Source organism: Aquabacterium humicola, assembly GCF_030167915.1.
Taxonomy (GTDB): Bacteria; Pseudomonadota; Gammaproteobacteria; order Burkholderiales; family Burkholderiaceae_C; genus Pseudaquabacterium; species Pseudaquabacterium humicola.
The window spans coordinates 67,180-83,664 of sequence record NZ_JARGNB010000011.1 but is presented as its reverse complement, the minus strand read 5'-3'; the positions used below and the strand labels follow the sequence as shown (position 1 = coordinate 83,664).

Below are 16,485 nucleotides of genomic sequence, written 5' to 3'. Positions count from 1 at the left end.
TCTCCGAAGTTTGGACATCAGCGCGCGGCGACGCGCTCGCGCAGCCAGGCGGCGAAGGTAGGTTCGTCGAGGTCGCCTGAGGCGAGCCGCAGCATGACCAGCACGCAGTCGGCGTCGGTTGCGGCCAGCGTGAAGCCGTTGAGACATAGGAACAACTCGACAGCGACGAATGCGCTGCGCTTGTTGCCGTCGACGAACGGGTGGTTGCGCGCAAGGCCGAAGCCATAGGCAGCGGCGAGCGCTGCGACATCGGGCTTCCCATAGTGCGCCAGATTGCGCGGGCGAGCGAGAGCGGACTCGAGCATGCCAGCGTCGCGAATGCCCGCGGCGCCGCCGTGCTCTGCCAGCTGTTCCTCGTGTACGGCGAGGATCACCGCCGGGTCGATCCAGACCCAGTTTTCGTTGGCCGCCACGGCCGCCTACTTCGCCAGTTCGCGTAGAACCGCTCGCCGCGACTTCATGATGCCGCGCGCCGCGTGCATCTGATCCTCGAACACCGGGTCATGCGGCGTGATGCGCATGCCGTCCGGACTGTCCGTCAGGTACAGCGTGTCGCCCTTCTCCAGCTTCAACTTCGCCAGCACCTCCTTGGGCAGGATGACGCCGACCGAGTTGCCGATCTGGGTGAGCTTCAGCGCGTGCATGACAAAGGGCTCCCACAAAGTTATAACAAATGTTATACCTCTGCCGGAGCCCTCACAAGCCCCGAATGTTCGAGGCGCGACGCCCGTCAGGCCGCCGGCGTCGGGTTGCGCAGGCGGATGTGCAGCTCGCGCAGCTGCTTCTCGTCGACCGCGCTCGGCGCCATCGTCAGCAGGCACTGCGCGCGCTGGGTCTTCGGGAAGGCGATGACGTCGCGGATCGACTCGGCGCCGGCCATCAGCGTGGCGATGCGGTCGAGGCCGAAGGCCAGGCCGCCGTGCGGCGGCGCGCCGTACTGCAGCGCGTCGAGCAGGAAGCCGAACTTCAGCTTCTGCTCGTCCGGACCGATCTTCAGCGCCTCGAACACCTTGGCCTGCACGTCGGCGCGGTGGATACGCACCGAACCGCCGCCGATCTCCCAGCCGTTGAGCACCATGTCGTAGGCCTTGGCCACGCACTTGCCCGGGTCGGTCGTCATGAAGTCCTCATGGCCGTCCTTGGGCGCGGTGAACGGGTGGTGCACAGCGACCCAACGATCGGCTTCGTCGTCGTGCTCGAACATCGGGAAGTCGACCACCCACAGCGGCGCCCACTTGTCTTCGAAGAGACCATGCGTGCGCCCGAACTCCGAGTGCCCGACCTTCACTCGCAGCGCGCCCAGCGCGTCGTTGACCACCTTCTCCTTGTCGGCGCCGAAGAAGATCAGGTCGCCGTTGCAGGCGCCGGTGCGGGCGATGATCTCGGCGATCGCCGCGTCGTGCAGGTTCTTGACGATCGGCGACTGCAGGCCCTCGCGGCCCTTGCCGGCGTCGTTGACCTTGACCCAGGCCAGGCCCTTGGCGCCGTAGATCTTGACGAACTCGGTGTAGGCATCGATCTCGCCGCGGCTCATCTCGCCGCCGCCGGGCACGCGCAGCGCCGCGACGCGGCCGCCCGGCGTCGTCGCCGGCGTCGAGAAGACCTTGAAGTCGACGTCCTTCATCACGTCGGTCAGCTCGGTGAACTCGAGCTTGACGCGCAGGTCCGGCTTGTCCGAGCCGTAGCGGTGCATCGCCTCGGTGTAGCTCATCTGCGCGTACACCGGCAGCTCCACGCCCATCACCTTGCGGAAGACGGTGCGGATCATGCCTTCGGTGATCGCGCGGATCTCCTCCTCGGCGAGGAACGAGGTCTCGATGTCGATCTGCGTGAACTCGGGCTGGCGGTCGGCGCGCAGGTCCTCGTCGCGGAAGCACTTGACGATCTGGTAGTAGCGGTCGAAGCCCGCCACCATCAGCAGCTGCTTGAACAGCTGCGGCGACTGCGGCAACGCGAAGAACATGCCGTCGTGCACGCGGCTGGGCACCAGGTAGTCGCGCGCGCCTTCGGGCGTGCTCTTGGTCAGCATCGGCGTCTCGATGTCGATGAAGCCCTGCTCGTCGAGGAACTTGCGCACCTCGATCGCCACCTTGTAGCGCAGCATCAGGTTCTTCTGCATCGCCGGGCGGCGCAGGTCGAGCACGCGGTGCGTCAGGCGCACCGTCTCCGACAGGTTCTCGTCGTCGAGCTGGAACGGCGGCGTGACGCTGGGGTTCAGCACCTCGAGCTCCAACGCCAGCACCTCGATCTTGCCGCTGATGAGGTTGGCGTTCTCGGTGCCTGCCGGCCGCGCGCGCACCTTGCCGACCACCTTCAGGCAGAACTCGCCGCGCACACCCTCGGCGGTCTTGAACATCTCCGGGCGATCCGGGTCGCAGACGATCTGCACCAGGCCCTCGCGGTCGCGCAGGTCGATGAAGATCACGCCGCCGTGGTCGCGGCGGCGGTGCGCCCAACCCATCAAGGTGACGGTCTGGCCCATCAGCGCTTCGCTGACCAGGCCGCAGTAGGTGGTTCTCATGGCAGGACTCCTTGGATTTCTGTCGGGATCGGGAACGGCGGCGGCGGCGGTGTGGTCGCCGCAGGCTGGGTCGTCGTTCGAGGGAATGCTTGTTGTTCGGCGGGAACGGGGCCCGCGAGGACCCTCCGGGCTGAACGCCTGCCTGGCGCTCAGCCCACCCGGTTGGGGTCGGCCTCCCCCGGCCGCACGGCCGGGGGCGCGGGCGGCGGCGGGGCCACCACACCCATCGAGATGATGTACTTCAGCGCCTCGTCGACGCTCATCTGCAGCGGCCGGACGTTGGCGCGCGGCATCATCAGGAAGAAGCCGGAGGTCGGGTTCGGCGTCGTCGGCACGTACAGGCTGACATGCTCGCCGGCCAGGTGGCTGGCGACCTCGCCGCCCGGCCGGCCGGTGACGAAGGCGATGGTCCACGAGCCCTGGTGCGGGTACTGCACCAGCACCGCCTCGCGGAAGGCGTTGCCGTCGCTCGAGAACAGCGTGTCCGAGACCTGCTTGACCGAGTTGTAGATCGACTTGACGATCGGGATGCGGCCGAGCGCGCTGTCCCACTGGCGCAGCCACCACTGGCCGAACATGTTGGTGGCGAAGATGCCGGTGCCCAGCAGCAGGCCGACCATCACGAACACGCCCAGGAAGGGGATGCCGCGCAGGCTCTGCAGCGCGTCATAGGCGACACCGGACGGCACCGCCCGCTGCACGCCCGACAGCAGCCACAGGAACATGCCGTCCATCGCGCCGTAGAGCCACAGCAGCACCCACAGGGTGATGGCCAGCGGCATCCAGACGAGCAGTCCGGCGATCAGGTATTTCTTCAAGGGTGCTCTTTTCGGGACGCGGCTCGGGACTCGGGCGATCGGCGCGGCGCCGTCAGTGGCAGGCGCACGAACCGCCGCACGGCGTCGAGCCGGCGGACGCTGCGGCCGCCGGCGCCGCCGGTGCCGGGCTGCTGCTGTCGCCACCACTGGCGGGCGGCTTGGCGTCGCCCGCGGCCGGTGCCGCTGCGGCGGGCGCCTGGCCGCCGCGGAAATCGGTGGCATACCAGCCCGAGCCCTTGAGCTGGAAGCCGGCGGCGGTGAGCTGCTTGGTGAAGGCCTCGGCCCCGCAGGCCGGGCAGGTGCTGAGCACGGGGTCGGAAAGCTTCTGCAGCACGTCCTTCGCGTGCCCGCAGGCCCCACAGCGGTAGGCGTAGATCGGCATGGCTAAACCCTTGACGCAAAACGGAAAATTATAGAGGCGCCGGATTCGGTCCACGGTGGACCGAGGCCGGCGCTCCCGGAGATGGGGGTGAAGCCCTACGCGTTCAAGCCCACGACGTGGTGCTGCATCTCATGCCGGTTGCGCAGGAACTGCGGCATCAGCGAGCCCGCCACCATGCCGACGATGCCGGCCAGCAGCCCGGCCAGCTGGCCGGGAAAGTCCTCGCCGAGCGTGCTGACCTGCGGGAAGAACACGATCCACACGCCGATGCCGGCGGCGACGGACAGGATGGCGCCCTGCGTGGTCGCCCGCTTCCAGTAGACGCCGAAGACCAGCGGCACGAAGGCACCGACCAGCGTCACCTGGTAGGCCGAGGACACCAGGTCGTAGATCGGCGTGCCCTTCATCGCGATCGCGTAGGCCAGCACCAGCGCGGCGAAGACCACGATGCTCCAGCGCATCGCCAGCAGCTGCTGGCGGTCGCTCATGTGCGGGCGCAGGTTCTTCAGGATGTTCTCGACGAAGCTGGTCGACGGCGCCAGCAGCGTCGCCGACGAGGTGCTCTTGATCGCCGACAGCAGCGCGCCGAAGAACAGGATCTGCATGATCAGCGGCATCTTCGTCAGCACGAAGGTCGGCAGCAGGCGCTGGTAGTCGTCCTTGGCCAGGTCCATCGCCTGCTGGCCCATCACGACCACCGCGCAGGAGACGACGAACATCGGCACGAAGGCGAACAGGATGTAGCTGACGCCGCCGATCACCGCGCCGTTGCGCGCGGTCGGTGCGTCCTTGGCGGACATCACGCGCTGGAACACGTCCTGCTGCGGAATGCTGCCCAGCATCATCGTCAGGCCGGCGGCGATGAAGAAGGCCACGTCCTTGAAGCTGGGCTCGGGGAAGAACTTCCACAGGTCGGCGCTGCTGGCCATCGCGAACACCTTGTCGGCGCCGCCGGCCAGGTCGCTCGCGAAGATCGCGATGATCGACAGGCCGATCACCAGCACGATCATCTGGATGAAGTCGGTCCAGGCCACCGCCAGGAAGCCGCCGACAACGACGTAGATCAGCACCGCCAGCGTGCCGACGATCATGCCGGCGGTCTCGCTCATCGCGCCGTTGGTCAGCACCGAGAACACCAGGCCCAGCGCGGTGATCTGCGCCGCCACCCAGCCGAGGTAGCTGAGGATGATCGCCGCCGAGCAGAACACCTCGATGCCCTTGCCAAAGCGCTTGCGGTAGAAGTCGCCGATCGTCAGCAGGTTCTGCTTGTACAGCCGCATCGCGAAGAACAGGCCCACCAGGATCAGGCAGGTGCCGGCGCCGAACGGGTCCTCGACGATCGAGCCCAGGCCGCCCTGCACGAACTTCGCGGGGATGCCCATCACCGTCTCGGCGCCGAACCAGGTCGCGAAGGTCGTCGTGACCACCATGATCAGCGGCAGCCGGCGGCCGGCGATGGCGAAGTCGGCGGTGTTCTTGATGCGGGTGCCGGCCCACACGCCGAGGGCCAGGGTGCCCAGCAGGTAGAGCACGACGAAGACGATCAGGGTGGTGTTCATGGTGTCCGGGACGGCGACGTCAGATCACGGGAGCGGCCCGGCGAGTCGCGGACCGCCGCGCATTATCTACACGCGGGCCGGGGTTTTCGGCGCCGCGCCGGTCAGCGCGGCCAGTGCAGGTAGCCCATCACGCCGAGCACGGCGGCCACCAGCAGCATCGCCCCGACGGCGATGACGCCGAGCAGGCGGTTGCTGCGCCGCAGCTCGGCCACCAGCGCCAGCTGCGCCGGATCGGACCCCTGCTGGCGAACCAGCGCCGCGTGGATCAGCCGCGGCAGCTCCGGCAGCAGCTGCGCATAGCGTGGCGCTTCGTTCTTCAGCCGCTCGGTCAGCCCGGCCCAGCCGATCTGCTGGTTCATCCACTGCTCGAGGAAAGGCTTCGCGGTGCTCCACAGGTCGAGCTCGGGGTCGAGCTGGCGCCCCAGCCCCTCGATGTTCAGCAGCGTCTTCTGCAGCAGCACCAGCTGCGGCTGGATCTCGACGTTGAAGCGGCGCGAGGTCTGGAACAGGCGCATCAGCACCTGGCCCAGCGAGATGTCCTTCAGCGGCCGGTCGAAATGCGGCTCGCAGACCGCGCGGATCGCGTTCTCCAGCGCATCGACCCGCGTGCCCGGCGGCACCCAGCCGCTTTCGATGTGCAGCTCGGCCACGCGCTTGTAGTCGCGGCGGAAGAAGGCCAGGAAGTTCTGCGCGAGGTAGTCCTTGTCCCACTCGGTCAGCGTGCCGATGATCCCGAAGTCGAGCGCGATGTAGCGCCCGAAGGTCTTCGGATCGACGCTGACCTGGATGTTCCCCGGGTGCATGTCGGCGTGGAAGAAACCGTCGCGGAACACCTGCGTGAAGAAGATCGTCACGCCGTCGCGCGCGAGCTTGCGGATGTCCACGCCGGCCTCGCGCAGCCGCGGCACCTGGCTGATCGGCACGCCGTTCATGCGCTCCATCACCAGCACCGTCGGCGTGCACAGGTCCCACAGCATCTCGGGCACCATCACCAGCCCGAGGCCCTGCATGTTGCGGCGCAGCTGCGCGGCGTTGGCCGCCTCGCGCACGAGGTCGAGCTCGTCGTGCAGGTAGGTGTCGAACTCGGCGACGACCTCGCGCGGCTTCAGCCGCTTCGCGTCGGCCCACACCCGCTCGACCAGGCGCGCCAGCGTGTGCATCAGCTGCAGGTCGTGCTCGATGACCTGCAGCATGCCCGGCCGCAGCACCTTCACAGCAACCTCACGACCGTCGAGCAGCACGCCGAAGTGCACCTGCGCGATCGACGCGCTGGCCACCGGCTCGGTGTCGAAGCTCCTGAAGATCTGCTCGATGCGACGGCCGAAGGCCCGCTCGATCAGCACCACCGCCTGCTCGCCCGGAAACGGCGGCACGCGGTCCTGGAGCAGGGCCAGTTCGTCGGCGACGTCGCGCGGCAGCAGGTCGCGCCGCGTCGACAGCACCTGACCGAACTTGACGAAGATCGGCCCCAGCTTCTCCAGCGCGCGGCGCAGCCGCTCGCCGCGCGGTGCCTGCAGCTGGCGGCCCACCGTCGCCACCCGCACCATCGCGCGCACCCAGCGCTGCCGGAAGCCCGAGAGCGCGACCTCGTCCAGCCCGAAGCGCAGGACGGTGAAGCCGATGTAGACGAGCCGGAAGAAGTGGCCCATCAATCAGGGTCGCGCGCTTGGCCCGTTAGGTCCGGCCGGCGTAACGGCCTGCACCGCGGCGCGCAGCCCGCGCGCGAGCAGCGAGCCCAGCCGCGCGACCTCGTGCGCCACCACCGGGCCGAATACGCGCTCGAGGTCGGCGGCGACATCCCAGCGCAGGTTCCGGGTCAGCCAGTCGATGTCGGCGGCGAACTGCGCGTCGCCGTCGATGGCCAGCGCCGGGGTTTCCCCGGCCAGCGCCTTCAGCGCCATCGCGGCGGGATTCGACGCGTCCGAGCGCACGACGAGGTCGGCCTCCACCGGGGCCTCGTCCGCCCCGGCCCATTCGATCAGCGCCGCCGGCGTGATGCGGAAGACCAGGCGCGGCGGCGTCGGCAGCAGCCGCGGCCAGCCCTCCAGCTCCAGCCGCAGCACGCGGCCGGCATGCGGCGCCAGCCGCTCGGTCGCCGCCGGTTCGCCGGACAGCACGTGGTTGACCACCAGCACCAGGCGCTCCATCAGCGCGGGCGCAAGCAGGGCCTGCAGGGCTTGAAACATCGGGGCATTGTAGGCAGGGGGCGCTGGACAGCCGCGCCTGTAAGGCTCGGTGACCTAGATGGCCCGCGCGTCGCAATTGGTACCAGATGACCGCTCGCGGGCGCGTCGTTTGCCGTTCGCGCGCCGATGTTCGATGCCCGACAGACCCGAAACTTCTACAGTGCGCCGCAGTCGGTGACCTCGCTGGTCGCGGCCTTCCTGGAGCCGCTGGTGACGGTCCTCGTCTACCTGGCGATCCTGCGCGCGGCCGACGAGCCGGTGCTGCGCTCCGACCTCACGCTGTGCCTGCTGGTCTTCGCGCTGACCTTCCCCGGCCGCAACCGCTTCGGCGAGCGCAAGCTCGTCGCGGCGGTCGACCTGGCGAGCGGCTGGGCCGCGCTGCTGGTGATCCTGGCGCTCGGCGGCTACGCGACGCGCAGCTACCACCTCTTCGACTGGGAAGTGCTGCTGACCTGGGCAGCGCTCACGCCGGCGATCCACCTGCTGATCGTGCTGGTCGGCCAGCACGTGCTGCGCTGGCAGGCGGCGAAGCCGCAGAACCGGCGGCCGGCGATCGTCATCGGCGGCGGCGCGCTGGGCGTGAAGGTGGCCCACGCGCTGGCCGCCGCCCACCCCCAGGGCGCGGACTTCGTCGGTTATTTCGACGACCGCGCCGACGGCCGCATCGACCGCGAGGCATCGCCGCTGCGGCTGGGCGCGCTGAAGGACGTCGCGCCCTACATCAGCGCGCACGGCATCAAGGACGCCTACATCACGCTGCCGCTCGGATCGCAGCCGCGCATCATCGAGCTGCTGGAGGCGCTGCAGGGCACGACGGCCTCGATCTACTTCGTGCCCGACGTCTTCGGCATCAGCATCATCCAGGGTCGGCTGCAGGACATGAACGGCGTGCCGGTGGTGGGGCTGTGCGAGACGCCGTTCACCGGCACGCACCGGCTGGTCAAGCGGCTCAGCGACATCCTGATCGCCACGGTGATCCTGGTGCTCGTGTCGCCGCTGCTGCTGGCGATCGCCATCGGCGTCAAGCTCAGCTCGCCCGGCCCGGCGATCTTCCGCCAGCGCCGCAACGGCCTCGACGGCGACGAGATCGTCGTCTACAAGTTCCGCTCGATGCGCTCGATGGACAACGGCCCGGTGGTCAAGCAGGCGACGCGGGAAGACCCGCGCATCACCCGCTTCGGCGCCTTCCTGCGCCGCAGCTCGCTCGACGAGCTGCCGCAGTTCATCAACGTGCTGCAGGGACGCATGAGCATCGTCGGCCCGCGCCCGCACGCGGTGGCCCACAACGAGCTGTACCGCCAGCTGATCAAGGCCTACATGGTGCGCCACAAGGTCAAGCCCGGCATCACCGGGTGGGCGCAGGTCAACGGCTGCCGCGGCGAGACCGACACGGTGGACAAGATGCAGTCGCGCGTCGAGTACGACCTGGAGTACCTGCGCAACTGGTCGCTCGGCTTCGACCTGCAGATCATCGCCCGCACCATCAAGGTCGCGTTCTTCAAGCGCGACAACGCCTACTGAACCTCCGGGAGGACCCCATGCTGCACCGTGCCGCCGCTGCCGCCGTCGCGTGCCTGTTCGCCGGCCTCGGCCCGGCACAGGCCCAGGACCATCCGTTCCAGGTCGGTGCCTCGCTCTCGATCAACCACGACAGCAACCTGTTCCGCCTGCCCGACGGCGCCACGCCGGCCAGCGTGCGCAGCCGCGCCGACACCCTCACCAGCGGCTCGCTGCTGGCGGGCGCCGACCTGCATTTCGGCCGCCAGCGGCTGCGCGGCCAGGCCAACGTCAGCGAGAACCGCTTCTCGAACAACGACCAGCTGAACAACCGCAGCCACGGCGCGAAGCTGATGCTCGACTGGGAGACCATCGGCCGCCTGTCGGGCCGGCTTGGCGCCAGCTCGAACCGCAGCCTGCGCAAGTTCGACCCGGCCGAGGCCGGCGGCGGGCTCGAGCGCAACATCGAGACGGTCGAGCAGGCCGAGGCCCTGGCGCGGCTGGGCGGTGTCACGCGCCTGACCTTCGAGGGCGGCGTCACCGGCCGGCGTGTCGACTACTCGTCGCCGCGCTACCGGGCTCGCGCCTACCGGCAGGACACCGGCAGCCTCGGGCTGCGCTGGCGGCCCGGCGGCGCGACGACGCTGGGAATCGGCCTGCGCCGCACCGACGGCCGCTACCCGAACACCGGCGACCGCTTCGACCGCGAGGACATCGACCTCTTCGTCACCTGGGTGCCCAGCGGCCTGACCATCCTCGATGCGCGCCTGTCGCGCGGCCGCATCGCATACGAGCGCTTCACCGAGCGCAACTTCACCGGCTTCAACGGTGCGCTGAAGGCGATCTGGGCACCCACGGGCAAGCTGAAGTTCACGCTGCGCGCGGCGCGCGACACCGGGCAGGACTCGAACTTCATCACCTTCGCCGACGAACTGGTCATCGGCACCTCCGACTTCAGCCGCACGACGAACTCGCTGCGCTTCGACGCCGCGTACGCGCTCAGCGCGAAGATCAGCGTCAGCGCCGGGCTGGTGCACCTGCGGCGCTCGCTGGTCGGCCGGCGCGACGACGTCTTCGGCAGCGACGTCACGCACGGCAGCGACCGCACGACGCTGGCGACCCTGGGCCTGCGCTGGGCACCATGGCGCAGCGTGCTGCTCGGCTGCGACCTCAACCACGACCAGCGCAGCGCCGCCGGAATCGGCAGCTCGCCATACAAGGCCGACGGCCTCGGATGTTTCGGACAATGGATGCTTCCATGAAGCTTCCTCGTCCCCTCCGATGCCCACCATCCTGCTGACCGGCGCCACCGGCTACATCGCCTCGCACACCTGGCTCGCGCTGTGGGACGCGGGCTTCGACGTCGTCGGCGTCGACAACTTCGCCAACAGTTCGGCGATCGTGCTCGATCGCCTGCGCGAGCTCGGCGGCCGCGCGCCGGCGTTCGAGCAGCTCGATGTCGCCGACGCCGCCGCGATGGACGCGCTCTTCGCGCGCCGGCGCATCGATGCCGTCGTGCACTTCGCCGCCCACAAGGCGGTCGGCGAATCGACCGCCAAGCCGCTCGACTACTACGCCAACAACCTCGGCGGGCTGCTCGCGGTCTGCCGCGCGATGCAGGCCCAGGGCTGCAGGCGCCTGGTCTTCAGCTCGAGCGCGACGGTGTACGGCGACCCCGAGCGGCTGCCGATCACCGAGCACGCGCCGCTGGCCGCCACCAATCCCTACGGCCAGACCAAGCTGATCGGCGAGCAGATCCTCGCCGACCTCGGCGCGTCGGACCCGCAGTGGCAGACCGGCTGCCTGCGCTACTTCAACCCGGTCGGCGCGCATGCCAGCGGACGCATCGGCGAAGACCCGCGCGGCACCCCGAACAACCTGATGCCCTATGTCGCCCAGGTGGCGATCGGCCGCCGGCCGCGGCTGCAGGTCTTCGGCAACGACTACCCGACACCCGACGGCACCGGCGTGCGCGACTACATCCACGTCAGCGACCTCGCAGAGGGCCATGTGGCGGCGCTGAGGCGGCTGCTCGACGCGCCCGGCTCGTTCACCGTCAACCTCGGCACCGGCCGCGGCTACAGCGTGCTGGACGTCGTGCGCGCCTACGAGCGCGCGAGTGGCCGGCCGGTGCCCTACGACATCGTGCCGCGGCGGCCCGGCGATGTGGCTGCGTGTTATGCCGATCCGTCCCTCGCCGCGAGCCTGCTAGGCTGGCGGGCGCGTCACGACCTGTCACGCATGTGCGAGGACAGCTGGCGCTGGCAATCTCTCAACCCGAACGGCTTCATCTGATTCATGTCTGTCGACGTCCAACCCGTGATCATGGCCGGCGGCTCCGGCACCCGCCTGTGGCCGCTGTCACGCGCCGGTTATCCGAAGCAGTTCCTCGTGCTGTCGGGCAATTCGAGCCTCTTCCAGCAGGCCGTGGCGCGGCTGCAGCGGCTGGCCGGCGGCGAAGTCGCTGTCGGCGCGCCGCTGGTGGTCGGCAACGAGGAGCACCGCTTCCTGGTGCTCGACCAGCTGCGCGAGCTGAAGGCCGAACCGGCGGCGCTGCTGCTGGAGCCGGTCGGCCGCAACACCGCGCCGGCCCTGACGCTGGCCGCGCTGCAGGCCCGCGCCGCTGGCCGCGACCCGGTGCTGGTGGTGACGCCGGCGGACCAGACCGTCGGCGACGACGCGGCCTTCGCCGCGGCGCTGCGGCAGGCGGTGAGCGTGGCCGCCGGGGGGGCCATCGCGATCCTCGGCATCACGCCCGACCGGCCAGAAACCGGCTACGGCTACATCCGCGTCGCCACCGGCGCCGCGGCCGGCGAGGCGCCGAAGGTCGCGCGCTTCGTCGAGAAGCCGGACCTCGCCACTGCCGAGGGCTACCTCGCCGAGGGCGGCTACTTCTGGAATGCCGGCATGTTCGTGCTGAAGGCCTCGACCTGGCTGGCGGCGCTGGAAGCCTTCCGGCCGGACATCCTGGCGGCGACCCGCGCGTCGTTCGACGCACGGTCCACCGATGCGCAGTTCGTGCGGCCCGACAAGGCCGCCTTCGGCGCGGTGCCGAGCGAATCGGTCGACTACGCGGTGATGGAGAAATGTCCCGGCAGCGGCTTCGACATCCGCATGGTCGAGCTCGACGCCGGTTGGAACGACCTCGGCGCCTGGGAAGCGGTGTGGCAGGTGCTGCCGAAGGACAGCGCCGGCAATGCCGCCGTCGGCGACGCGATCATCAAGGACTCGCGCAATACGCTCGTGCATGCGACGAGCCGCCTGGTCAGCGCGGTGGGCCTGACCGACATCGTCGTCGTCGAGACGGCCGATGCGGTGCTGGTGGCCGACCGCGAGCGCAGCCAGGAGGTCAAGCAGATCGTCGCGCAGCTCGGCGCCGAGCAGCGCGGCGAACATGCCCTGCACCGCAAGGTGCACCGGCCCTGGGGCTGGTACGACTCGATCGACGCCGGCCCGCGCTTCCAGGTCAAGCGCATCCTGGTGAAGCCGGGCGCGTCCTTGAGCCTGCAGAAGCACCACCACCGCGCCGAGCACTGGATCGTGGTGTCGGGCACCGCCGAGGTCACCAACGGCGACAAGGTGATCCTGCTGACCGAGAACCAGAGCACCTACATCCCGCTCGGCCAGGTGCACCGCCTCGCCAACCCCGGCAAGGTGCCGCTCGAGATCATCGAGGTGCAGTCCGGCAGCTACCTGGGCGAGGACGACATCGTGCGCTTCGAAGACACGTACGGCCGCAGCTGAAAGCGAACCCTCCATGACCATCCTCGTCACCGGCGGCGCCGGCTTCATCGGCAGCAACTTCGTGCTCGACTGGCTGGCCGGCAGCGACGAGACCGTCGTGAACCTCGACGCGCTGAGCTACGCCGGCAACCTGCGGAACCTGGCCTCGCTGCAGGGCGATGCGCGGCATGTCTTCGTCAAGGGCGACATCGGCGACCGCGCGCTGGTCGACGGCCTGCTGGCCTCGCACCGGCCGCGCGCGATCGTGCACTTCGCGGCCGAGAGCCATGTCGACCGCAGCATCCACGGCCCGGGCGAGTTCATGCGCACCAACGTGATGGGCACCTTCGGCCTGCTCGAGGCGGCGCGCGGCCACTACGCCGGCCTCGAGGGCGGCGCAAAAGAAGCGTTCCGCTTCCACCATGTGTCCACCGACGAGGTCTACGGCAGCCTCGCGCCCGACGCGCCGGCGTTCACGGAGCAGCACACCTACGAACCCAACAGCCCGTATTCGGCCAGCAAGGCGGCCAGCGACCACCTGGTGCGCGCCTGGCACCACACCTATGGCCTGCCGGTGCTGACGACCAACTGCAGCAACAACTACGGGCCCTACCATTTCCCCGAGAAGCTGATCCCGCTGATGATCGTCAACGCGCTTGCGGGCAAGCCGCTGCCGATCTACGGCGACGGGCTGCAGGTACGCGACTGGCTCTACGTCGGCGACCACTGCAGCGCGATCCGCACCGTGCTGGCGAGCGGCCGCATCGGCGAGACCTACAACGTCGGTGGCTGGAACGAGCAGGCCAACCGCGACATCGTGCTGACGATCTGCGCGCTGCTCGATGAACTCCGCCCCGACCCCGCCGGGCCGTACGCGCGGCTGATCACGCATGTCGCCGACCGCCCCGGCCACGACCGCCGCTATGCGATCGACGCGCGCAAGATCGAGCGCGAGCTCGGCTGGCGCCCCGCCGAGACCTTCGCCACCGGCATCCGCAAGACGGTGCAGTGGTACCTCGACCATGCCGACTGGGTGGCCGACGTGCAGAGCGGCGGCTACCGCGAGTGGGTGAAGCAGCAGTACGGGGCCTGACGCCCTGACCGGACCGCGAGGGAATCGAGGAGGAACCGATGAACAAGACGCGCAAGGGCATCATCCTCGCGGGCGGGTCGGGCACGCGCCTGCATCCGGCGACGCTGGCGATGAGCAAGCAGCTGCTGCCGGTGTACGACAAGCCGATGGTGTACTACCCGCTGTCGACGCTGATGCTCGCCGGCATGCGCGACATCCTGGTCATCAGCACGCCGCAGGACACGCCGCGCTTCGAGGCGCTGCTCGGCGACGGCAGCCGCTTCGGCCTGAACCTGAGCTACTGCGTGCAGCCCAGCCCCGACGGGCTGGCGCAGGCCTTCATCCTCGGCCGCGAATTCATCGGCAACCACCCGAGCGCGCTGGTGCTGGGCGACAACATCTTCTACGGCCACGACTTCCAGACGCTGCTGCTGCGCGCCGCGGCCACCGAGTCCGGCGCCACCGTCTTCGCCTACCACGTGCACGATCCCGAGCGCTACGGCGTGGTCGAGTTCGATGCCGGCCGGCGCGCGCTGTCGATCGAGGAAAAGCCCAAGCAGCCGAAGAGCAACTACGCGGTGACCGGCCTGTACTTCTACGACGAGCAGGTCTGCGACATCGCCGCGCAGATCAAGCCGTCGGCGCGCGGCGAGCTGGAGATCACGACCGTCAACGCGCAGTACCTGCAGCAGGGCCAGCTGGAGGTCGAGATCATGGGCCGCGGCTACGCCTGGCTCGACACCGGCACGCACGACAGCCTGCTCGAGGCCAGCCAGTTCATCGCCACGCTCGAGAAGCGCCAGGGGCTGAAGGTGGCCTGCCCGGAGGAAATCGCCTTCCGCGCCGGCTGGATCACCGCCGAGCAGCTGGCCGCCCAGGCGCAGCCGATGTTGAAGAACGGCTACGGCCAGTACCTGATGCAGGTGCTGCGGGAACGTGCGTTCTGACGCAGCTTCCCGGCAGGTCGTGAAATAAGTCTCGCTACTCATCACACGTCTGGTTACCAACGTGTGTCCGTGCTTACATCGTGAAGCGCGCGCTCACCCACGAATAAATAAACAATTCGTGCCAACCGCGGACCGGTAGCCAGCGCGCAGCGAACCACCGGTCCACGAGCCCCACGACGGCAGGCGCCACGCGGGCGCGTCACGCCGGCTCTTCTGCCGGCTACTACGCCAGCCGTCGTTTCGACCAACTCCGCTTTCCAGCGACCGTTGTTACCAGCGGCTGCGGGTGAGCCTTGCCTCGACCAGTACCATGACGCGCCCCCATCCCTCCCAGCGATTCGCACGACGCACCCCCATGTTGGCCACGATGGCCGCAGCCTGCGCGCTGTTGGCCGCCTGCGGCGGCGGTGACGACACCGATACAGCCGCCTCCACCCGCCTCGATGCTCCCGGGCAGGCCGCCCTGTCGGCCGGCGCGCTGGGCAGCGGCACCGACCTGAGCACCGGCGCCGACGGCGCGCTGGCCACGCCCGCCGACGTGGTCGCGCCGGTGACGCCGCTCGAAGCGTTCAACGACGCCACCATCGAGGCGCTGGCGGCGGTCCCGCTGGCCGCCCCGGCGATCGACGGCGGCGGCGACGGCGCGCCGGACGCCGAACCGATGCGGCAGGCGATGCGCGTCGTCAGCAAGCCGACGGTGGGCACCACCGGCACGAGCGGCACGAGCGGCACGACGCAGCAACCGCAGGCCGCCGAGACCGGCAGCACGACGACCACCAGCAGCCTGCCGCTGCTCGCGCCGAGCAGCACCACGACGACCACGACGACCGACGGCGTCCAGCAGCAGACGGTCACGATCCGCATGGCCGACCTGGCCAACGTCGCGACGACGGTGCCCAGCCTGAGCGGCCTGTCGGTCTTCACCGCGCAGCCGCCGTACTACGTGCAGACCAAGGACGCGCTCAAGCGCGTCAAGCTCGGCATCTACGGCACCGGCGACGACGTCGCCCGCGGCTTCGACTTCGTCGGCCCGATCATCAATCCGGCCACCAACCGCACCAACGCGCTGACGCTGCAGACACCGATCCAGAACGCCAACGGCACGATGAGCTTCCTCAACGTGTCGGACGGCTCGACGCCGAAGGCGTCGAACCTGCTGCCGGGCCGGCGCATCGACTACGCCAACGGCCTGCTGACGGTCGGCTACCAGTCGGGCGACCCGGCCAGCCCGGACAAATGCCGGGTGATGGTCAACAGCTGGCCGGTGCCCACCCGCACCACGCTGACCTGGGACCTGTCGTTCAAGCTCGGCACCGCGACCCAGCCCTGGCCGCTGACCAAGCCGACCGTCAGCCCGACGCTGCTGTGGCAGCTCAAGGCCGACCCCGGCCATCCGTCGATGGGCTTCTTCATCGACACCTCGCCGGCGAACATCGCCAACCTGCAGCTGACCTTCTTCCAGCGTCGCCAGAACCTGTGGGGCAACGACATGCGCTGGGTCATCCCCGACGTCAAGCGCGGCGAGGAGATCAACATGGTCATCCAGGCCGTGCTGGACGACCGCAGCGACCCGTATTCGTCGGGCAAGCTGAAGGTGTGGATCAACGGCAAGCTGCTGTTCGAACGCATCGGCCGCAACCTGATCCAGGACCTGCCGGACGTGCACCGCTGGGCCTTCGGCGTCTACCTGATGGCCGAGTCCGTGCCCTCCCCGACGAGCCGCATCACCGTGTGGAAGCGCGCGCGCATGCTGGTCGGCGGCGCGATCTGATCATCGGCC

The 16,485-nt window shown here is 69.3% G+C and carries 15 protein-coding genes; 7 read left to right on the top strand and 8 right to left on the bottom strand.

The annotated features are described in order from the left end of the window. Nucleotides 1–17: 17 nt before the first annotated feature. From P1K89_RS30565 to P1K89_RS30530, 8 genes are all read right to left on the bottom strand, one after another. Entirely contained in the window at nucleotides 18–413 is a 396-nt protein-coding gene (locus P1K89_RS30565) for a type II toxin-antitoxin system death-on-curing family toxin (protein ID WP_284620336.1), read from the bottom strand. A gap of 6 nt (nucleotides 414–419) precedes the next feature. Beyond that, complete coding sequence (locus P1K89_RS30560) at nucleotides 420–644, bottom strand: AbrB/MazE/SpoVT family DNA-binding domain-containing protein (RefSeq protein WP_284620335.1); 225 nt, start codon at nucleotides 642–644, stop codon at nucleotides 420–422. 86 nt (nucleotides 645–730) lie between these two features. Then, complete coding sequence (gene aspS, locus P1K89_RS30555) at nucleotides 731–2,521, bottom strand: aspartate--tRNA ligase (RefSeq protein WP_284620334.1); 1,791 nt, start codon at nucleotides 2,519–2,521, stop codon at nucleotides 731–733. 149 nt (nucleotides 2,522–2,670) lie between these two features. Beyond that, nucleotides 2,671–3,339 carry a DUF502 domain-containing protein gene (locus P1K89_RS30550; RefSeq protein WP_284620333.1) on the bottom strand — a complete coding sequence of 223 codons (669 nt, stop codon included), beginning with the start codon at nucleotides 3,337–3,339 and terminating at the stop codon, nucleotides 2,671–2,673. A 52-nt stretch (nucleotides 3,340–3,391) separates the two neighbouring features. After that, complete coding sequence (locus tag P1K89_RS30545; protein ID WP_284620332.1) at nucleotides 3,392–3,721, bottom strand: FmdB family zinc ribbon protein; 330 nt, start codon at nucleotides 3,719–3,721, stop codon at nucleotides 3,392–3,394. 95 nt (nucleotides 3,722–3,816) lie between these two features. Continuing rightward, nucleotides 3,817–5,280 (bottom strand): high affinity choline transporter 1, encoded by a 1,464-nt coding sequence (locus tag P1K89_RS30540; RefSeq protein WP_284620331.1) that lies wholly within the window; start codon nucleotides 5,278–5,280, stop codon nucleotides 3,817–3,819. Nucleotides 5,281–5,381: 101 nt separating this feature from the next. Next, nucleotides 5,382–6,929, bottom strand: coding sequence for a ubiquinone biosynthesis regulatory protein kinase UbiB (gene ubiB / locus P1K89_RS30535; protein ID WP_284620330.1), 1,548 nt, complete (start codon nucleotides 6,927–6,929; stop codon nucleotides 5,382–5,384). 3 nt (nucleotides 6,930–6,932) lie between these two features. After that, nucleotides 6,933–7,466 carry a hypothetical protein gene (locus P1K89_RS30530; protein ID WP_284620329.1) on the bottom strand — a complete coding sequence of 178 codons (534 nt, stop codon included), beginning with the start codon at nucleotides 7,464–7,466 and terminating at the stop codon, nucleotides 6,933–6,935. Between the two features lie 126 nt (nucleotides 7,467–7,592). Between P1K89_RS30530 and P1K89_RS30525 the strand changes: the two genes are divergently transcribed. The 7 genes from P1K89_RS30525 (at nucleotide 7,593) to P1K89_RS30495 (ending at nucleotide 16,476) form a co-directional block, all read left to right on the top strand. Beyond that, nucleotides 7,593–8,987, top strand: coding sequence for an undecaprenyl-phosphate glucose phosphotransferase (locus tag P1K89_RS30525; protein ID WP_284620328.1), 1,395 nt, complete (start codon nucleotides 7,593–7,595; stop codon nucleotides 8,985–8,987). Nucleotides 8,988–9,004: 17 nt separating this feature from the next. Beyond that, nucleotides 9,005–10,225, top strand: coding sequence for a porin family protein (locus P1K89_RS30520; protein ID WP_284620327.1), 1,221 nt, complete (start codon nucleotides 9,005–9,007; stop codon nucleotides 10,223–10,225). Nucleotides 10,226–10,244: 19 nt separating this feature from the next. After that, a complete protein-coding gene (galE, locus tag P1K89_RS30515; protein ID WP_284620326.1) occupies nucleotides 10,245–11,258 on the top strand; it encodes a UDP-glucose 4-epimerase GalE in 1,014 nt (337 codons plus the stop codon). A gap of 3 nt (nucleotides 11,259–11,261) precedes the next feature. Further along, nucleotides 11,262–12,707, top strand: a complete 1,446-nt coding sequence (locus P1K89_RS30510) for a mannose-1-phosphate guanylyltransferase/mannose-6-phosphate isomerase (protein ID WP_284620325.1) — start codon at nucleotides 11,262–11,264, stop codon at nucleotides 12,705–12,707. Between the two features lie 13 nt (nucleotides 12,708–12,720). Continuing rightward, entirely contained in the window at nucleotides 12,721–13,779 is a 1,059-nt protein-coding gene (gene rfbB / locus P1K89_RS30505) for a dTDP-glucose 4,6-dehydratase (RefSeq protein ID WP_284620324.1), read from the top strand. A gap of 38 nt (nucleotides 13,780–13,817) precedes the next feature. Next, nucleotides 13,818–14,705 (top strand): glucose-1-phosphate thymidylyltransferase RfbA, encoded by an 888-nt coding sequence (gene rfbA, locus P1K89_RS30500; protein WP_284620323.1) that lies wholly within the window; start codon nucleotides 13,818–13,820, stop codon nucleotides 14,703–14,705. Between the two features lie 355 nt (nucleotides 14,706–15,060). After that, nucleotides 15,061–16,476 carry a hypothetical protein gene (locus tag P1K89_RS30495; RefSeq protein ID WP_284620322.1) on the top strand — a complete coding sequence of 472 codons (1,416 nt, stop codon included), beginning with the start codon at nucleotides 15,061–15,063 and terminating at the stop codon, nucleotides 16,474–16,476. Nucleotides 16,477–16,485 lie beyond the last annotated feature (9 nt).